Source organism: Aliiglaciecola sp. M165, from assembly GCF_007197995.1.
Classification (GTDB): Bacteria; Pseudomonadota; Gammaproteobacteria; order Enterobacterales; family Alteromonadaceae; genus Aliiglaciecola.
In genome coordinates this window covers 488,026-506,043 of record NZ_VKKH01000001.1, presented here as the reverse complement: position 1 = coordinate 506,043, position 18,018 = coordinate 488,026, and the positions used below count along the sequence as shown (strand labels likewise).

Annotated in this window: 13 protein-coding genes; 8 read left to right on the top strand and 5 right to left on the bottom strand. The window is 42.5% G+C overall.

Annotated elements, in window-relative coordinates:
• Positions 1–1,182 precede the first annotated feature (1,182 nt).
• The 7 genes from FM019_RS02195 (at position 1,183) to FM019_RS02165 (ending at position 9,816) form a co-directional block, all read left to right on the top strand.
• Complete coding sequence (locus tag FM019_RS02195) at positions 1,183–1,542, top strand: hypothetical protein (RefSeq protein WP_143834244.1); 360 nt, start codon at positions 1,183–1,185, stop codon at positions 1,540–1,542.
• A gap of 71 nt (positions 1,543–1,613) precedes the next feature.
• Entirely contained in the window at positions 1,614–2,285 is a 672-nt protein-coding gene (locus tag FM019_RS02190) for a YjbF family lipoprotein (protein WP_143834243.1), read from the top strand.
• Positions 2,282–3,004, top strand: a complete 723-nt coding sequence (locus tag FM019_RS02185) for a capsule biosynthesis GfcC family protein (protein ID WP_185969149.1) — start codon at positions 2,282–2,284, stop codon at positions 3,002–3,004. The genes FM019_RS02190 and FM019_RS02185 overlap by 4 nt, the downstream gene beginning before the upstream one ends.
• Positions 3,001–5,103 (top strand): YjbH domain-containing protein, encoded by a 2,103-nt coding sequence (locus tag FM019_RS02180; RefSeq protein ID WP_185969148.1) that lies wholly within the window; start codon positions 3,001–3,003, stop codon positions 5,101–5,103. The genes FM019_RS02185 and FM019_RS02180 overlap by 4 nt, the downstream gene beginning before the upstream one ends.
• A 57-nt stretch (positions 5,104–5,160) precedes the next feature.
• Complete coding sequence (locus FM019_RS02175) at positions 5,161–6,324, top strand: iron-containing alcohol dehydrogenase (protein WP_143834241.1); 1,164 nt, start codon at positions 5,161–5,163, stop codon at positions 6,322–6,324.
• A gap of 7 nt (positions 6,325–6,331) precedes the next feature.
• Positions 6,332–6,751 (top strand): thioesterase family protein, encoded by a 420-nt coding sequence (locus FM019_RS02170; RefSeq protein ID WP_143834240.1) that lies wholly within the window; start codon positions 6,332–6,334, stop codon positions 6,749–6,751.
• A 113-nt stretch (positions 6,752–6,864) separates the two neighbouring features.
• Positions 6,865–9,816, top strand: coding sequence for an Ig-like domain-containing protein (locus FM019_RS02165; RefSeq protein ID WP_143834239.1), 2,952 nt, complete (start codon positions 6,865–6,867; stop codon positions 9,814–9,816).
• Between the two features lie 40 nt (positions 9,817–9,856).
• Here the strand turns inward: FM019_RS02165 and FM019_RS02160 are convergent, their stop codons facing one another.
• From FM019_RS02160 to imuA, 3 genes are read right to left on the bottom strand one after another with little or no spacing between them, the layout of a single operon-like run.
• Complete coding sequence (locus FM019_RS02160) at positions 9,857–12,931, bottom strand: error-prone DNA polymerase (RefSeq protein ID WP_143834238.1); 3,075 nt, start codon at positions 12,929–12,931, stop codon at positions 9,857–9,859.
• Positions 12,932–12,943: 12 nt separating this feature from the next.
• Positions 12,944–14,368: a Y-family DNA polymerase gene (locus tag FM019_RS02155; RefSeq protein ID WP_143834237.1), complete on the bottom strand. Its 1,425-nt coding sequence runs from the start codon at positions 14,366–14,368 to the stop codon at positions 12,944–12,946.
• Positions 14,369–14,370: 2 nt separating this feature from the next.
• The gene (gene imuA, locus FM019_RS02150) at positions 14,371–15,054 is read right to left on the bottom strand and encodes a translesion DNA synthesis-associated protein ImuA (RefSeq protein ID WP_143834236.1); all 684 of its coding nucleotides are present in this window, start codon (positions 15,052–15,054) and stop codon (positions 14,371–14,373) included.
• A gap of 106 nt (positions 15,055–15,160) precedes the next feature.
• Here imuA and FM019_RS02145 point away from each other — a divergent pair, with 106 nt between their 5' ends.
• Positions 15,161–15,628 carry an EVE domain-containing protein gene (locus tag FM019_RS02145; RefSeq protein WP_143834272.1) on the top strand — a complete coding sequence of 156 codons (468 nt, stop codon included), beginning with the start codon at positions 15,161–15,163 and terminating at the stop codon, positions 15,626–15,628.
• 35 nt (positions 15,629–15,663) lie between these two features.
• Here the strand turns inward: FM019_RS02145 and FM019_RS02140 are convergent, their stop codons facing one another.
• Positions 15,664–16,176 carry a hypothetical protein gene (locus FM019_RS02140; RefSeq protein WP_143834235.1) on the bottom strand — a complete coding sequence of 171 codons (513 nt, stop codon included), beginning with the start codon at positions 16,174–16,176 and terminating at the stop codon, positions 15,664–15,666.
• Between the two features lie 79 nt (positions 16,177–16,255).
• Positions 16,256–18,007, bottom strand: coding sequence for a DUF885 domain-containing protein (locus tag FM019_RS02135; RefSeq protein WP_143834234.1), 1,752 nt, complete (start codon positions 18,005–18,007; stop codon positions 16,256–16,258).
• Positions 18,008–18,018 lie beyond the last annotated feature (11 nt).

The following is an 18,018-nucleotide window of genomic DNA, read 5'->3' as shown; positions in this document are numbered from 1 at the left end:
GTCTGTTAACGCTTCTGCGAAGCTAAAAACAACTGCCTTCACCCAAACTCAGAAGTGAAACGTGTTAGCGGCGATGGTAGTGTGGGGTTTCCCCATGCGAGTGTAGTTACACGCGCACGCTAGTGTGTCAGGCTCCTATTTAGAGTAAGGCCACCTAATCAGGTGGCCTTTTTTTATGCTTGTAAGTTAATTAACATTCATCGATTTATTGATATCAAATCAGGTGGCCTTACTCTAAAGCGCTGCGCGCAAGAGCAATTCCAAAGGGGAAACCTAACCCATCAAGTGTCATGCAATACCTTACTTCGTAGTCAATAGTTAGGTGTCACACATCCATGTGGCTGCATCCAGCCTCGCATCCTTGCGAGTCGTGCACTCGTCAAACGTTGCTACGCAACTAACAGCATCCTCGCTTACCCCCATGCGAGAGGAGTTACACGCGCACGCTAGTGGCGCACGCTAGTGGCGCACGCTAGTGGCGCACGCTAGTGGCGCACGCAATTGTGTCAGGCTCCTATTACACGAAAAGGCCTTTTTCGTATAAGCGCAGTAAACTGCGCAACACCGATGGTGAAACCTAACCCATCCGGATCATGCAATTCTTTACTTCGTAGTCAGTAATTAGTTGTCATACTTCCCTGTAGCTGTCTTCACACTGGCCGTGCGCGTACGCATCCATGCTGCCCGTTCAGTCGGTTAACGCTTCTGCGAAGTTAACAACAACCGCCTTCATCCCCATGCTAGAGTAAAATGAGATAAACGTCGTCCCCGAAACGCTCTTATGTCGCGCACGCAGTGGCGCACTCAGTGCCGGGATCCCTGTGGGTCAATCTTAGAGACTAGTGAATCGCCTGTGTTTAAAATCAAATTAAACCCAAAATGAACTCCCGCACAGAACTCACCTAAAACAAGTGCGGTACCGAAGTTCCATTTCTTCTTTGCGTAATAATACCTTTATGCTTTGTAGTACGGAAATTGATAACTAATTAGAGAGAAAATATTTACTGGTATTCGTCTCCAAATAGGAACACTCAATGTAAAAAAAAGTGACTAACGAGATAAAATTCAGATTTGGCTAATAATATTGATAAAATATTTGCCTTGATCGCTAATTAACCATTGAGATCATTTTTTTTATCTATTATCATCCTCGCTTAAGTGACTTTATTTTAAGGATAAACAATGAAAAAATCGTTAATCGGCTTGGCTGTAGCAGCATCTTGCATGGCGGCAAACGTACAAGCACAAGAGCAAACTGGCGGCGCTAATGCGGGCGGTGCAGCTTTTGGTGGTGTTTCTACTGGAGTTATAACAGCTGGTGTTGTCGGTGCAGTAATTGTTGGCGCAACGATCTCTAACAGCAATGGTTCTGCTCCTGCAAGACCAGGTCCTACACCACCACCTCCTCCTCCTCCTCCTTCTTGTGATGGAGATGATGAATTAGTAGGTGGAGTTTGTATTGGTACTACTAATACATTGACAGACACTGGCGCTGGCCCAACGACTATTACAGTTACGTTCACTTACGAACCAACTGCATAATCGCAAAGAATTTGTAAGAGCCGCCTCAGGGCGGCTTTTTTATTAGCGTTCTACTATTTTGTGACTTTTTAATGAAGTTTTTATTTCTGATCTTTTCTAGTTGTTTTCTTTTCGCCTGTTCTTCAACACAACAAGCCTACATTCAAAACGTAAAACTATATTTTGATGGCCAAGTGGGAGTGTCTCTTAGTGATCAAGAAATCGTTGATAGTCCGGTTGACTTGCTGTTCATCAAAAGCGGGCAAAGACCTGTCGCTACCATGGCTTTGGCATTTATCGAAAGGGGCAGATACAAGTGGTTGTCTTCTGACAACGCTATGTTAATTACTGAAAATGGTCGTATTGTCAGATCCTTGGGATTTAAAAACGATTTGTTGGCGATTACAAACTTAAGTTCAGATCCTTTAAAAACATCGTTCACAGGGATTGGACAATCTGAGGTTTGGCAAAGATATATTGATTCCGAACCCGATCAATTTGGTGTAGTAGCTCGATCGAAATTTAATATCGAGTCCAATAAAGAGATCGAAATTCAAGGACACCTATTTACTGTCGATGTAGTGAGCGAAAATGTCATGTTTGATAGTGTTAAACATGGAAAAGACGAATGGCAAAATACATTCTGGTATCATTCAGAAACCAAAAAGCTACTAAAATCAAACCAAAAAGTGACGCCTGATGGTGATGTGTTTGACATTACGTACGTGAGTCGTGCACTAAGATTGTTGGAACCCTCCAAGTGAATTTTATTAAATTCGTAATACTATTTTTGTTTGCCGCTCCAAGCATAGTTATTGCTAATGTAGAGCTACAAATTAATGATAAACACTATAGGTTTGAAGAAAATCCTAGAATTTCTGATGTGCTGTCAATTGTCGAACAGGAACAAGAATGGTATTGGCATACTTCAAAACTATTTAAGCTAAACAGTGATAAAGCCTTATCAAAAAAACAAAATTTGGTTAATGCTCTATCCAATGGTGAGTCACACATATCAGAAATTGCGAGAAATTTACTCTTAACACAAGTCAAGTCGTGGGATTTGGCTGACAGAGTAGTTATCGATATCGACTATGATCTTGCACGATTTAGTCTTAAAAATAACCCCGTCATGGAAGACGGAAAGTTCTTGTTAATGTTATCAACGCGTAATAGACCTTTATATGTATTTGGTGCTGTAGAAGTAGAGGAGTCACTAACTTATCAAGAGAACACATGCATAGAGGACACAGTTGGATCTTTGCAAAAAGCGTCGTTTGCCGACAGCAACTATGTCTATGTGATCTCACCTAATGGCTTGATATCAAGAACCCCCATTGCTTATTGGAATAGTCAGTGCACCTTAGTAATGCCTGGGTCTCAAATCTACATTCCAGTTCAGGAAAACCAGTTTTTTCCTTCAATTCAAGAAACCAATGAAGCGGTAGCTCGACTCGCCATTAACAGGAAGTTTATGCCATGAGGTCATTCATTACGATTATATGCCTGTCTGCATGTTCTGCCATGGCTAATCAAGTTGATACTGACAAAATTACAGATATAGAGGATTCAACTACTTACACACAAATGATTAGAGGTGGTGTAGGTCTCATACAGACCCCAACTGCAAGGATGCGGGAAGAAGGGTCTTTTACTGCAAATTATAATGATATTGACCAATATCGATTTTGGACAGCCAGCATTCAGTTATTTCCATGGATGGAGTCTACAGTCCGTTATACCGACGTAAGAACCCAACTATATAGTCCTTTTGAGAGTTTTAGTGGAAACCAAACATTAAAAGATAAAGGCATAGACGTAAAGTTCCGGCTGATTAAGGAGAATTTCTACTTACCTGATGTGTCTGTCGGATTTATGGATATCGGTGGTACAGGGTTCTTTAGTAGTGAGTTCGTCAACTTTAGTAAGGCAGTCGGTCCTATTGATTTTCATTTGGGTTTTGGAACTGGCTACTTAGGGGCAGGTGGGAATATTACAAATCCTCTGTGCGAACTCAAAGACTCATTTTGTGAACGTCCAGGTGGGTTTTCTGGTCGAGGCGGGAAAATCGACTTCAACGAGTTTTTTAAAGGGCCATCGTCAGTGTTCGGGGGGATTGAGTATCGTACTCCTATCGACGGTTTAACCTTAAAACTAGAATATGATGGAAATGATTACGTTAATGATCGCGCTGGTGTGCTTGAGCAAGATAGTAAATGGAATTATGGTGCTGTTTATCGTTATAAAAATTGGGATTTCAACCTTAGCTATCAAAGAGGAAACACCATAGGTTTTGGCGTTTCCTATAATTTAAATTTGCATACTGTTGAGCAGGTCAAATTAAAAACACCTCCTCGACCTATAGTAAATTCAACACCAGTTGAATCAATGGAGAGCGTAGATCGATCCAGGATGTACAATGATTTGATCAATGACGGTGGTTTTCTTATTAATTCTGCTCACGAAGAAGATAAACAAGTGATCTATTACGGTAGACAATTGGCGTTCAAAGACAAAGATGAGTCTATCGAGAGAATTGGCAGGATATTAGCCTCTGAACTACCAGATTCTGTCGAATCCTATCGTATTATTGAAGGGTCTTCTAATATCCCTCTTTTAGAAACTGAAATAGATGCGAATGAATTTAAGATTGCAGCGGCTTATAAAGCATTAGACACCGACATCAAAAATTCCTACGAGAGAAAAGATCCTTCTGCTGATATATTTGAACATTTTGATCCCAACAAAACTTCAGGTTTCTCACTGGGAGCGGAAGCATTTTGGATCCAGACCTTCGGTAGTCCGGAAGATTTTTATCTGTATCAAGGTGGAGCGTTTGTTAATGCCACCTATACCTTTAATCCAAACTTTTCAGTTCGAAGTGGGATCAAAGTTACAGTAGTTGAGAACTTCGATAAATTCAGGTTTCTCGTTGACAGAGAAGAATCAGCCCTACCTCGAGTCAGGACACAGGTGAGAGAGTACGTTACGCGAAGTAACGTTACTATGGAGAATACATATTTGCATTGGTTCGATAAAGTAGGAACCAATACTTATGCACAAGCATATGCGGGTTATCTGGAATCTATGTTCGGTGGTATTGGCGGAGAAGTCATGTATCGTCCAGTTGATAGCAATATTTATTTTGGGCTTGACGTTAACTATGTTCAACAACGTGACTTTGATAGTGAAACGGATTTTTTTGATTACAAAGCACTAACTGGGCATGCCAGCATATATTGGGAACCCGAGTTTTTGCCTAACATGCAGCTCTCCATAAGCGCCGGGCAATTCTTGGCTAAAGATAAAGGGGTAAACATCGATTTCGCCAAGCGTTTTGACAGCGGCATTATAGTGGGTGCATATGCTGCGTTTACCAATGTGTCAGCGGAAGAATACGGCGAGGGTAGTTTCACTAAAGGTTTCTACATTTCTATTCCGTTTGATTTGTTTACCTTTACACCAGCAAAAGGTCGTGGACGTATCCCGTGGGTGCCAATTGGTCGAGATGGTGGGCAAATGCTGCAAAGGCCGGTCAAACTTAGAAGTTTGACTGAGGTGCGTTCACCCTTTTATGATTAATCACAGGCCTTAGGCCTGCAACTCGGTTGCGGGCCGTTACTTCTCAACAGGAGCTGGATGAATTCTTTTAACGCCACTTTTACTCCTAACGTGATGTACGGTAGGCCTGTTCATGAAGCTCTGTGTGATTTATCTATTGCACATAATGTAAACTCTATTTTGATAGTGACCGACTCCACAATTGTTGAGCTAGGCCTGCTCGATCAATCTGTCGCAAAGATAAAAAGCCATGGTATCAATGTAAATGTTTTTTCTGATGTAGAGGCTGATCCCTCTTATGAAACTGTTTTAAGGGCAGCGGATTTAGGAAGGCATGTGCAAAGTGGTCTCGTTATTGGCTTTGGCGGTGGAAGTAGTTTAGATGTCGCTAAGTTAGTGTCAGTTTTAATTCATCCGGATTGCAATCAAGCTTTGGATAAAATGTTTGGTGTTGATCAAATTACATCTCCTCGCATTGACCTGATCCTAGTTCCAACTACGGCAGGAACGGGCTCAGAAGCCACACCGATATCGATTGTCACAACAGGTAAAACAACTAAAGCGGGTATTGTTTCTCCTACCTTGTTACCCGATCATGCAGTTCTTGATCCCAAACTTACTACTGGGTTGCCAGCAAACGTGACAGCGGCCACAGGTGTCGATGCAATGGTGCATGCCATTGAAGCTTACACCAGTAAGATTAAAAAGAATCCGATTTCAGATGTTCTGGCATGCAAAGCCTTAATATTATTATCAAATAATATAAGAACAGTCGTTTTCGACGGGAAAAACATTGAAGCCAGAGGGGCGATGTTGCTGGGATCAATGTTGGCTGGTCAAGCGTTTGCGAATGCGCCCGTTGGAGGAGTGCATGCACTAGCCTATCCGTTAGGTGGGCACTTTCATATACCTCACGGGTTGAGTAACGCCTTGATGTTACCTCATGTTATGCGGTTTAATTTGAGCCATGCAGTTAAGCATTATGCTGAACTGGCAAATATCGTATGTCCCAAAAATAAACTTGGAGACGACGAAGAATCTAATGCGAATGCCCTTATCGAATATTTAGTGGGTTTAATCAATGAAGTTGCATTGCCTGATCAATTGAGACAATGTGGTATTGCCGAAGAAGATTTACCTCTATTGGCAAGTGAAGCCATGTTGCAACAACGCTTATTAGTCAATAATCCTAGAGAATTAAATGAGGCGGATGCTCTCAGGCTATATAAACAGGCATTCTGACAAATCAATGGATCAAAAGTTAAAACGCGAACACTACAAAGTCTTTTATCCCATCACAACACGATGGGACGACAACGATATTTATGGCCATATCAATAACGTGCGCTTTTACAGCTTTTTTGATTCTGCGGTAAATCGGTTTCTCATTGAGGAAGGTGGTTTAGACATTCACACCGCCAATGTAGTTGGTTACGTGGTTGAATCAAAGTGCCAATATCATTCCCCTTTAGCATACCCAGAGGCCATTGAAGTTGGCATCACCATCGGAACGCTTGGAAATCGCTCAGTAACCTATGAGGTCGCTGTATTTAAACAAGGTGAACAGATTGCAGCAGCAAATGGACACTTTGTGCATGTATTTGTTGATAAGCAGAGCAGTCTGAGTGTGCCCATCCCATTGTCTATTTCAGATGCCTTAAAGGTTTGAAAATCGAGGTTTAAGCTAACAACTTGACTAAAAGGTACATAAAAGGTACTTTTGAAAACTTAATAAGTGCCGTCAGAGCACTATGGAAAGCAGTTTAACAAGGAATTCGTTGTATGAATATTCCCTCATTTATATCTATATCCGGTCGCTTGTCGATCTTGATCATTTTATCCTCATTTGCTTCATTTTCAGCAGCACAAAAAGCCAAATTTGTTGAGATCGATGCATGGGGTTCTAATTACTATAGTAGTGATACAGTCATTATGGGCGACTACGCGTTCCATCCACAAGCAAACAGCAATGTAGTAGATGTACAGAGTTTAGATATCAACGAGCAAGACGCTTTAATTACGCAATTGAAGTTTGACCAAAGAGTATTGTGGATCTACTCGTTTGATGAATTATTAGTCGTTGCTCAGGAAAGGTCGCTTGGATTTTACAATATAGATAGTCTTGACGAACTGGAGCTCGTTTACGAGATTTCAATTGATGGTGCTTTTAGTTATGGAAATTCATTTTATGCAGACTCTGGTCGTATTGTCTACGCTGACGCAAGCAACAAAATATATTTAATAGACTACTTAGGAGAGGAATTTGAACTGGTTGGGTTATACCAAGGATACGACAATGACTATGATGAACGGATATACCATTACATAAAAGCAGTAGGCGTAGTTGGGGATGATGTATTCGTAGCCTACAATCGACAAGATTATGGAAATGGTACTGATGTTGAAAGAGCGTTTTTCATAGAAAAGTTGAATTATACAGGGACTGAATTAATTTCTGAGTTCATATTTCGTGATGCAGACGAAGAAAGTTTTGAAAATGTCGTTTATATGACAGATGGAAATTTTTCAGCCATTACTGATCGCTATGCTTTTTCAACTTTTACTTTACTATCAGATTCTTATGTTCGCACCGATTCTGCAGAAACATCTTTCATTCTTGGTTCAGCTGATATGGTGTATTCAGATCAAAAGCTCTACATTCCAGTAATTAGACCCTCTTTGTTAGAAGTTGATGTCAGTGATCCTACATCGATAAATATAGAAGAACCTAAGTTGATAAGAAATGGCACTAACTCCTTGTATATATTCCATTTATTTATCGATAATGGTCGGTATTTTCTGCGGAATAGCCGGTTTTTTGGTGAGATGGTAAAAGATGAAGTAGGAAATCTTGATGCCACCCCTTTTTACTTTCAATCAGGCACTACGGGAATTCCAGCATTAATTGACGATAAAATCTATGTTGTCAAAGAGAACTCTATTCATGAACTTGATGTGTCTGATCCAGCTAACTTAGCACATCAGCGTAGTGTTTTTGTAGATGATCACCGCACATACAACAACCTATTGGTCAATAATGACGCTGTGTTTATTGGTACCAATTCTTCAACCTTTTATACTTCTGAAATATCCCAGATTTTAAACTCTGATGCTTATATACAAATTGATCCTCCGGAATCTGGGGAGTTAGTGAGTGAATATGTTATTGATGATGCAATTTTTGCTAGGGGCTACAATGACTCCACTCTATATCGTTACAAAGCAAATTCCCACTTTGCACCAATTGAGGCTCCAGAGTCCATCGAGTTAGACACTGGAAAAGATTTGTATTCGATGGAACGTTTTATTGAAGCGTCGGGTCATGTTGTTTTGAAGTTCAACGGTGAATGGCAAAATTTGTATTATTTTGAAAACTCGCCTGAAATTTCGGATGTCAAACCAAAAGTACTGCCTTTTGAAAGCTACATTAATTCATACGCTGGTTCAGAGGATTTTCTTTTCGTGCTTTTGTCAGATGAGATTCAAATATGGCAAATCGTCAACAATGAATCCGCCCTTGTAAATAGCTACAGCTTTTCTGAGCTTGAAATTAGAGGCTCGGTTAGTCATTTAACGATAGTTGATGGTTATCTAATCGCTGGCACTCTCAGATACAACGAAAATGACACCACATATTTATATGAAGTATCGAGTGAAGGTGATTTGACATTTATTTCGTCGACTACCTTATCTTTTGGGGTAAATTGGGATAATTCTTCAAGGTTTATAGAGAATCAGGGGATCTTCTATGAAACAAGCATTTATTCTGGAACGGTTGAAGCTTTTCAGATTAATAAAGGACCATCTTCTGACTCAGTAATGTTAAATGTTGAGGAAGATAGTTTAGTTTCATTTTCCCTTGTAGCAACAGATCCAGAAGGGGATTCACTCTCTGTTGACCTATCAGAGGCTTCCGAAGAAGGCCTTTTAACCATAGAAGAAGGTACTTTGGACCTCGTCTTTGTACCAAATGAGAATTTCACTGGTGAAACCTCTGCAAGAGTGCTGGTTAAAGATGTTCACGAGAATAGTGTGGAGGTTGAACTGACTTTCACTGTTGAACCTGTTAACGACGCACCGGAATTGACTGAACTTAGTCTAGAGGTAAACGAAGATTCTCCGTTATCCAGCGTTATTGCTGCCACAGATGTTGACGGTGATTCATTGACCTATGAAGTTGTCACTGCACCAGCGAACGGTACTATTGAGCTTCTTGCCGATGGTAGTTTGACGTATCAACCTAATGAAAACTTCTTTGGTACTGATACGTTTGAAGTGCAATTTACAGACGGAAACAGTGATCCTGTTACACAAACTGTGATAATTGAAGTTGCACCTGTAAATGACATGCCTGTGGCAGCTTCTGCGACCTTGTCTGGAGATGTGACAGAAGGGCGAAGCGTTACGATGGAATTGGGTATTACTGACATGGATGATGATGCTATGACCTATACTGTAACAAGCGAAGCGGCAAAAGGTGCTGTGTCTGTTTCTAGTTCAGGCGTTGTTACCTACACTGCAAACACTGGCACTTCAGGTTCTGACTCATTTGTTGTGACTGCATCTGATGGAATGGGAGGAGAAGTTTCAGTAAATCTAACTGTAAATATTTCCCAGGCGCCAGTGGTTAATAATGGCGGTGATTCTAGTGGTGGTGGCTCTATGCCTATCTCCGTGTTAATGGGAATGCTGTTATTGTCTGTATTTCGCGGTTTAGCGGCGCGCAAACACTAGTGTTTAGTTATGGGCTTGTTTTATACAAGCCCATAACTGTTTAGTGAAAATCTCTTGAGTCGGTCTTAAGTTCATCAAGTAAGTGACTCAAATCGGTGATGCGACCTGCAATAATGTGGGTCACATCTGCATCACCTCTTTCTAATATCCCGCTGACTTTTACAATTCTGGATTTTAGAAACGCCTTTTTTTGCGCCCGCGCGGTGGCTTGCCATACCACTACATTACTGCAACCCGTATCGTCTTCTAATGTCATGAAGGTGACTCCAGCAGCTGTACCGGGCGCTTGGCGTCCAATTACCACACCTATCACGCTTACGACAGATTTGTGCTTCTTGTCGACAAGCTTGTTGGCCGGGGTGTACTTTCCTAATGCATTGGCTTCGCGTAATAAATGAATAGGGTGATGACTCAATGATAGGCTTGTTGCGGCATAATCCTCAATCATTTCTTCCACATTGCTTGGTGTAGAATCAAATAAGAATGATTGTTCCTGATTTTTTAACAAGGGCAGTTCGGATTCGGATTCCATCAGAGCCCATCTGGCGTGATAGCGATTGTCGGCTAATTTGGCGAACGCATTGGCACTGGCCAGGGCTTCAGTTTGATCCCGTGAAATACCCAGTTGTTTGATCTGCACAATCGTTTGATAACCTTGTTCAGGGCGCTGCGAAACCAAGGTATGCGAGGCTTGTTCTGATAGACCTTTGACCATTCGTAACCCCAACCGGATCGCATAATCTTTGTTGTTCCATTCAAGTAAGTGATCGTAGTCAGAGTGATTCACGCAAATTGGTAACACGGTAATGCCATGTCGCTTTGCATCCTGGACTAATTGTGCTGGCGGATAAAAGCCCATTGGCCAGCTGTTTAACAAGCCAACATAAAACGTCGCGGGGTAATAATATTTTAGCCAGGAAGAGACATAAGCCAGTACTGCAAAAGAGGCCGAATGGGATTCGGGGAATCCATACTCTCCAAAGCCACAAATCTGATTAAATATCCGTTCGGCATAGTCTTGTGTGTAGCCACGTTTTAACATGCCATCAATTAACTTATGCTGAAACTGCATGAGCTGACCATTTTTTTTCCAACTCGCCATGGCGCGGCGCAGTTGATCCGCCTCACCCCCGGTAAAGCCTGCCGCGACCATCGCCAGTTGTATAACTTGCTCTTGAAAAATGGGCACGCCCATTGTTCGACTTAACACATTCTCAACGTCTTTTGAGGGGTAGGAGATAGGCTCTTTTCCGTCCCTACGACGCAAAAACGGATGCACCATGTCACCTTGGATTGGACCAGGACGCACTATGGCTATTTGGATAACTAAGTCGTAATAATTTTTTGGCTTAAGGCGAGGTAGCATACTCATTTGCGCTCTAGATTCAATCTGGAATACACCGACCGTATCGGCTTGTTGGATCATTTTGTATACCTGAGGGTCGTCCTCCATTTTGGTGATTTGCGCAATACTCAAGTGATGCTGATAGTGCTGTTCGATAAGTTGAAATGATTTGCGGATTGCGGTGAGCATACCTAAAGCCAATACATCAACCTTCAATAATCCTAAACTTTCCAGATCATCTTTGTCCCACTGGATCACGCTTCTATCCTGCATGGCAGCATTCTCGACCGGGACTAGTTGATATAACGGCCCAGAAGAAATCACAAAGCCCCCCACATGCTGCGATAAGTGCCTGGGAAAGCCCATGATTTCATTCACTAAGGAAATGAACTGCTGGCCTTTTTGTGATGCAGGATCCAAACCTAGCTCAGCAATTTGCGCCTGCCAGTTTAAACCGCTGTCTCGGCGATTAATGTTTTTGATAAAAAAGTCGAGTTGTGTCTCATTGATACCTAGAGCCTTGCCCACTTCTCGTAATGCACTTTTAAAGCGGTAACTGGATACGGTGGCAGCAATGGCTGTACGCTCCCGTCCGTATTTCTGATAGATATATTGAATGACCTCTTCACGGCGTTGATGTTCAAAGTCAACATCGATGTCGGGGGGCTCATCACGCTCTTTAGAAATGAAGCGTTCAAACAGCACATTGATTTGGCGGGGATCAACGGAGGTGATTTCCAGGCAATAACACACCACCGAGTTTGCGGCGGATCCTCGGCCTTGGTAAAGGATTTTCTGCTGTTTAGCAAATTGCACAACATCATAGATAGTCAGAAAAAAGAATTCATATTCTTGTTCTGCTATGAGTACCAACTCTTTCTCTATAATCTCGCGAACATGGGGTTTAATGCCTTCCGGAAAGCGCTGCTTAATGCCTATCTCGACCAACTCTCGAAGGTGCTCTTGTGGTGTTTTGCCTTTAGGGATCAACTCTGCAGGATATTCATAACGCAGCTCAGCCAAGCTAAAAGTACATTTCTGTGCTATCTGGGTTGCAGTATCTAGCCAAGTACGTTTAAAAAGTTTGTTGAGTTTATCCTGACTACGCAAACAGCGTTCGCTATTTGAACTGAGTATTCTGCCCAAATCACTGACAGGTGTACGTTGCTTGATTGCTGTTAATACATGTTGCAGAGCTTGTCTGTTAGGACTATGCATGAGTGCTCCACCACAAGCAGTGATGGGGATCTGATGCATGTCACTCAGCTTCTGACAATGCTTGATATGCTCCTGCTCATTGCTGGTTAAATGTCGCTGTACTGCTATCCATAAACGATGTGAGTAATGTTTTTGAAACCACAATGCCCAGTGTTCATCTTCTTTGATATTCCCAGTAGGCAACCACAGCAAATAACAGTGTTTAATGGTCTTCAAATCCCACTGGGCTAATTCGTACTCACCCTTTGGTGAGCGGCGACGGGCATTGGTGATAATTCGGCACAGTTCAGCGTAAGCTTTGCGACTTGGGCACAGCAGCACACATTTAAGAGTAGTACCTAATTCAAAATAGCTGCCGACTATTAGCTTAATTGGAAGCTGGTGGTCTTTGATTTCTGTATAAGCTCGGACGACGCCAGCGACGGAACATTCATCGGTAATGGCGATTGCCTCATAACCCAAGAAGTGTGCCTGCTGAACCATTTCTTGTGGGTGCGACGCGCCGCACAAGAAGCTAAAGTTGGTTTGACAAAAAAGCTCAGCATAGGCCATGACAATGACAATCTAACTAAAAAGCCCATGCACATACCATTGTGCAGAGGGGGTACGATATACCCAAAGCCACTGACCATGTAGGTTGTGAGCAACAAAATAATCCCGAGTCATTGCGCTATTATCCCACCAACCCGTGCTGATGCGTTCAGGGCCATGCATAATGGTGACTTTCTCATTTAACGGCTGCGCTTCTTTGAGCAAAAAGCTGGGACGAACGGCTTGTAAATCAATATTGGCAGCCTTGGCCTGTTCTGCGACACCGTCTTGGAAGCTCAGGTATCGATTCACTTGATCCGGACGAAAGTCGTCCTGCAAGATCACTTGCCCGATTGCCTGTTCACCTAGCTTGGCTTGCAGCAGAGAAATTAACTGCAGACAACTCAGAGTACCTTTGCTGGCGGTAAACAAATCGCCTCTATCGGGGCTACGTAATTGGATTTTGCCGGTGCAAAGATTTAATGCATACACTGGCGATTGCAGTTGTAACTGTTGCAATTTTAGTTCTGTCAGTGATAACCATTTAGCGGCTTGATATTCTGCTTGGGCCGAGCCGACTTCCAAGATCAGATCTTCAGCATCTCGCTGGTGTAAGGTAAAAATGACTTTGTGGGTGAGAGAATCTCGTAGTTTCAAAAATTGCTCAAGCCCGCCCAACAGTCGCTGTATCGGCCGTAACAAGGTGTCGGCATTGCTGATTTCATAAAGCAGCTCCAGATAACGATTAAACTTGGATTGCGGATGAAAAAAGTGGATAGGATGATGAAACTCTCCAGTCAAACGGCCTAAGTAAGTCACCAAATCAATATCAAACCGTTTGGCGATATCTTTTAGAGATAACCCTAATAAATCGCCAATAGAATGGATCCCCACGCGTTTAAGTTTATTGATAGTTTTCTCATCAAGTTCCGACTCTGAGAGCGCGCGAAGACCCATTTGATGCTTGTGCATGGGCAGATGGTCACTGACCTGGTTCCATGCTGTGCGAGACAGGATACGCGCAGCGTAAGGCGACTGGCCGGTCGCATAGTGATAGTAAACAGGGAAATGTGCCAACTGAGCTTTCAACGTGCGCCAATAAGCAGCTAACCCCCCATACAGGCGCAACATGTTATGGATGCGCAGTAGCAGGCCATCTGGTGGAAACAGACAAATATCAGACGTCACTAAGTATAAATGTTCGGCGATTTCGAGCAGTTTCTTATGCTCTACATCTTTGCGATAAGCCAGCACCTGTAAGTGTTCGTTTAGGGCTGCCGCCGTACCCAAACCCATCCCGCGGCGTATGCCTGCATCGATTGCTGCCTGGTTGAGTTGTAGCACTGTATTGGATTTATCATGCAGTATGATAAGCGGGTATTCGGCTGACTCCGATGCGTCGGTTAAGCCGTCCAACTGCAAATGCGGGAAATGCAAATATAGCCACAACGTTTGCACAGCTAACTCACTTTAGATTGCGGGAAAGGAATAATATTATTGTTATCTTTGCTAAGAGTGAGTTGTGGCCAGATGGGACTCATATCGATATTAAACGCAGCCTCAGGCCAGCCACCTTTGCGTTTGGTGACTTGCACGCTAATACCTTGTTGGTGCGGGCGTAGCTTCATGGCCAGGTTAACTGGCAATGATAAACCCAACTGGCGTTGATGGCGCAAGATAAAATGCAAAGCGTCGCCTTGTTCAGCGGCTAATTGCAGGCGTTTGGCCTGTGATATTTCAAGATCCTGGTGCCACAATAAAACACTGTGGGCGCAACCACTTTTTAAACATTGCTCTGCACTCCACAAGGCATGCTCAGCGCTTTGTGGTTGAACAAGCAAAACTTTCTCAAGGGGAATGCCAAATTCAGCAAGCATCTCTCCATTGATTTGCATGGGCGCACCAATAAATACTAATAAACGCTGATGTTGCTGCTGCCGTGCTCGTAATGCGGGCAATAACAAACGCAGCTCACCAATGCCGATTGGCGTATCGATATCGACTACGCCATGCTCAGGAAAACCACCTTGCAGAGCTTGGTCCAACTCCTTAAAGCCGGTACTGTTACCCTTAACAAAGCCGTTTTGCTGGTTAGCTCGCCATATCAGGCGCTTGTTTTGCAGTTGTTCGATTAAGTTGTTCATAAGAAAAATATACTGTATTTATATACAGTATATTGATCAATTTCACAGATGCAAGTTTTGGTATAAGGTTTATGCTTGAAAGGCATTCATGAAATGGAAAGACGATATGAACTATTGGCTATTTAAAAGCGAACCTGACGCGTTTAGCATTGATGATCTCGCTAACAGCGCTAATCAAACTGAACACTGGGATGGCATTCGTAACTATCAGGCTCGAAACTTTTTACGCGATGATGTGAAATTAGGCGACCAGGTTTTTATCTATCATTCAAGCTGCAAAAACGTTGGCATTGCCGGACTCGCTGAAGTCGTCAAAGAAGGGTATGTCGATCACACTCAATTTGACCCAGAAGGAAAGTACTACGATCCCAAATCACCGCAAGACAACCCGAGATGGTACATGGTGGATGTTAAACTCGTTAAAAAATTTAATGCTGTATTAAGTCTCAAAGACATTAAAACCATGCCCGAAATCAACGAAATTGGGTTAGTTAAAAAGGGTCATAGGTTGTCTATCATGCCAGTCCAAGAGCCTGAATTTAAACAGCTTTTGGCAGCATGTGAAGCAATATAATACCCAACCACTTCTTGATATGGAGTGGTATAAATCTAAGACGATGGTGTTGTTTCGTCTAGCTCTCTGGGATCTTTGGCCTTGACCCGTTCAGAGGTCAGGTTATGACAGGCAGCAACAAAACCACCCACGGTATTTTTACACCAGGGAATACGAATTTCTGACGGCTGTTTGGCGATGTACTTGTTAATTTGCTCCATGTCCAGATCAGTATTAGCCAACCCTTTATGAAGCGCTTCCTCAACCGTTGCACGCTTTTCACAGCACTGCATAATAACAAACTCTACCTGACCAATAATGAAGCTAGCTAACCGGTGATCATCATTGCTCATCAGTGCATGTTTTTGAAGACTATCCAGCCGAGCTTGATAAATCTTTTGCATTTGTCCAGAAAGCATCACCAAAGCACCGAGCGAAAATTTACTTTGGCTATCTAGTGACTTCATTTGATTTCGTAATTTGTTCAGCTCAGCCTGCATAGACTGCTGGCGCACCACAAAATAAATTAACACCAAAACCAAAAAGCCAATTACACCAAACGAAATCATTTTATTCCTCAATTACCTGTGTAGACGCGTGACAACTCATACGCGTGTGATACTCAAGACCGTAACTTAAACCGAATTATTACTGATTTTCCTTAACAAATAGTTCAATATTTTCTTTTAGCACAGAAAGTGGAATCGAACCATGCTGTAAAATCGCATCATGAAAGGCTCTAATATCGAACTTATCGCCTAATGATTGCTCTGCATAGTGGCGCAATCGTTTAATCTCTATTTCACCAATTTTGTATGATAACGCCTGTGCTGGCCAGGAAATATAACGGTCAATTTCGGTGCGCACATTATGTTCCGATAGGGCCGTATTTTCTAACATGTAGTCAAGCGCTTGTTGGCGGGACCAGCCTTTCAGGTGCATGCCCGTATCAACCACTAAACGACACGCGCGCCACATTTCATAGCTCAAGCGGCCAAAATCATCATAGGGCGACTCATAAATCCCCACTTCTTTGCCCAAAAATTCAGAATACAATCCCCAACCCTCACCAAACGCTGAGATGTAAGTATAACGACGCACATTAGGCAAATCAGTCATTTCACTAGCTAAAGCGTTTTGTAAGTGATGCCCAGGAACTGCCTCATGCAGCGTTAAAGCGGGAATTGCATATAAAGGACGTTTGTCCAAAGCGTAAGTGTTCACCCAATAGTAACCCGGCTCATCATCACGGCGCGGTGAAACATAACGGCCCGTTGTGTATTTGGGAGCGATCTCTGCCGGAACGGCTTCTACACCATAAGGAGTGCGAGGCAGCTTATAAAATAGTTTAGGAAGCTTGGCATCCATTTTCTTGGCGAAATATGATGCATGCTTGAGTAGCTCTTCAGCCGATTTAGCATAAAATTGCGGATCGGTGCGTAAAAAATCAATGAACTGATTGATGTCGCCATCAAACTTCAAATCGTCAACGATGGTCTGCATTTCTGCGCGGATACGAGCAACTTCCTCCAGACCAATTTCATGTATTTCGTCAGCACTAAGCTCGGTAGTGGTGAAATAACGGGTGCGATTTTGATACAACGCCTCGCCATTTGGCCAGTTCTTAGCGGCAATATCCTCTTTGGCATTGGGAATATATTGCGCAACCAGAAAGTCATAAAAGCCACGATAAGCTGCCATAACTGATTTTTCTACGACCGCTTTGCCTTCTTCCATGAGCTGGGTTTTCTGCTTTTCTGAACCTTGTATTTTAGTTAGCTGCAAGAAAGGTTGATAAAAACCATTATCTTCAACCTTGCCTGAAAAATAGGCTTTAACAGATTCCTCGAAGCCTTGCATCACCACCTTGGGCTGAGTCATACCGACTTCTAAACCTTTTTTCATCCAATGTATTTGTTGGTCAAAAAACGTCGGTATTTGCTCAAGACGGCGCAAATAATTTTGGTAATCTTCAATATGTCTAAATTTGGTAAGTTTTGGCAACCCAGCCATACTGCTGTGAAAACCATATTCGGACGTCAACGGAACATAGTGATAATTAAAACGGTAACGATCGACAGTATTCTTAGTACGGTAACGCTGCATCATCAAATTGATCTGTTGTGTGCGGGAAAGCTGTGATTTATCAATAGCATTTAAGCGTGATAAAAAGCGCTCGAACTGCACGTTTTGTTTGGCCAAAGCTTTGGGTGACATGTCACTTAGCTGATCATCATAATCATGTACACCTCGCGAAGTGGCAGACATTGGCGAAACAGACAATTCATACTGCCAAATCTCATCCATTAATTCCGACAACTTTTGCTCTTCAGAGGCAAAGCTGTGTTGAGAAAAAAACAAAATTAGACAGGGATAAAACAATCGAATGTACAATCGCATAATGGGTTTCT

Excerpts from the sequence above, each read along its gene's own strand:
- FM019_RS02195 (WP_143834244.1), top strand. The coding sequence starts at position 1,183 with ATGAAAAAATCGTTAATCGGCTTGGCTGTAGCAGCATCTTGCATGGCG.
- FM019_RS02190 (WP_143834243.1), top strand. The coding sequence starts at position 1,614 with ATGAAGTTTTTATTTCTGATCTTTTCTAGTTGTTTTCTTTTCGCCTGT.
- FM019_RS02180 (WP_185969148.1), top strand. The coding sequence starts at position 3,001 with ATGAGGTCATTCATTACGATTATATGCCTGTCTGCATGTTCTGCCATG.
- FM019_RS02175 (WP_143834241.1), top strand. The coding sequence starts at position 5,161 with ATGAATTCTTTTAACGCCACTTTTACTCCTAACGTGATGTACGGTAGG.
- FM019_RS02170 (WP_143834240.1), top strand. The coding sequence starts at position 6,332 with ATGGATCAAAAGTTAAAACGCGAACACTACAAAGTCTTTTATCCCATC.
- FM019_RS02165 (WP_143834239.1), top strand. The coding sequence starts at position 6,865 with ATGAATATTCCCTCATTTATATCTATATCCGGTCGCTTGTCGATCTTG.
- FM019_RS02160 (WP_143834238.1), bottom strand. The coding sequence starts at position 12,931 with ATGGCCTATGCTGAGCTTTTTTGTCAAACCAACTTTAGCTTCTTGTGC.
- imuA (WP_143834236.1), bottom strand. The coding sequence starts at position 15,054 with ATGAACAACTTAATCGAACAACTGCAAAACAAGCGCCTGATATGGCGA.
- FM019_RS02145 (WP_143834272.1), top strand. The coding sequence starts at position 15,161 with ATGAACTATTGGCTATTTAAAAGCGAACCTGACGCGTTTAGCATTGAT.
- FM019_RS02140 (WP_143834235.1), bottom strand. The coding sequence starts at position 16,176 with ATGATTTCGTTTGGTGTAATTGGCTTTTTGGTTTTGGTGTTAATTTAT.
- FM019_RS02135 (WP_143834234.1), bottom strand. The coding sequence starts at position 18,007 with ATGCGATTGTACATTCGATTGTTTTATCCCTGTCTAATTTTGTTTTTT.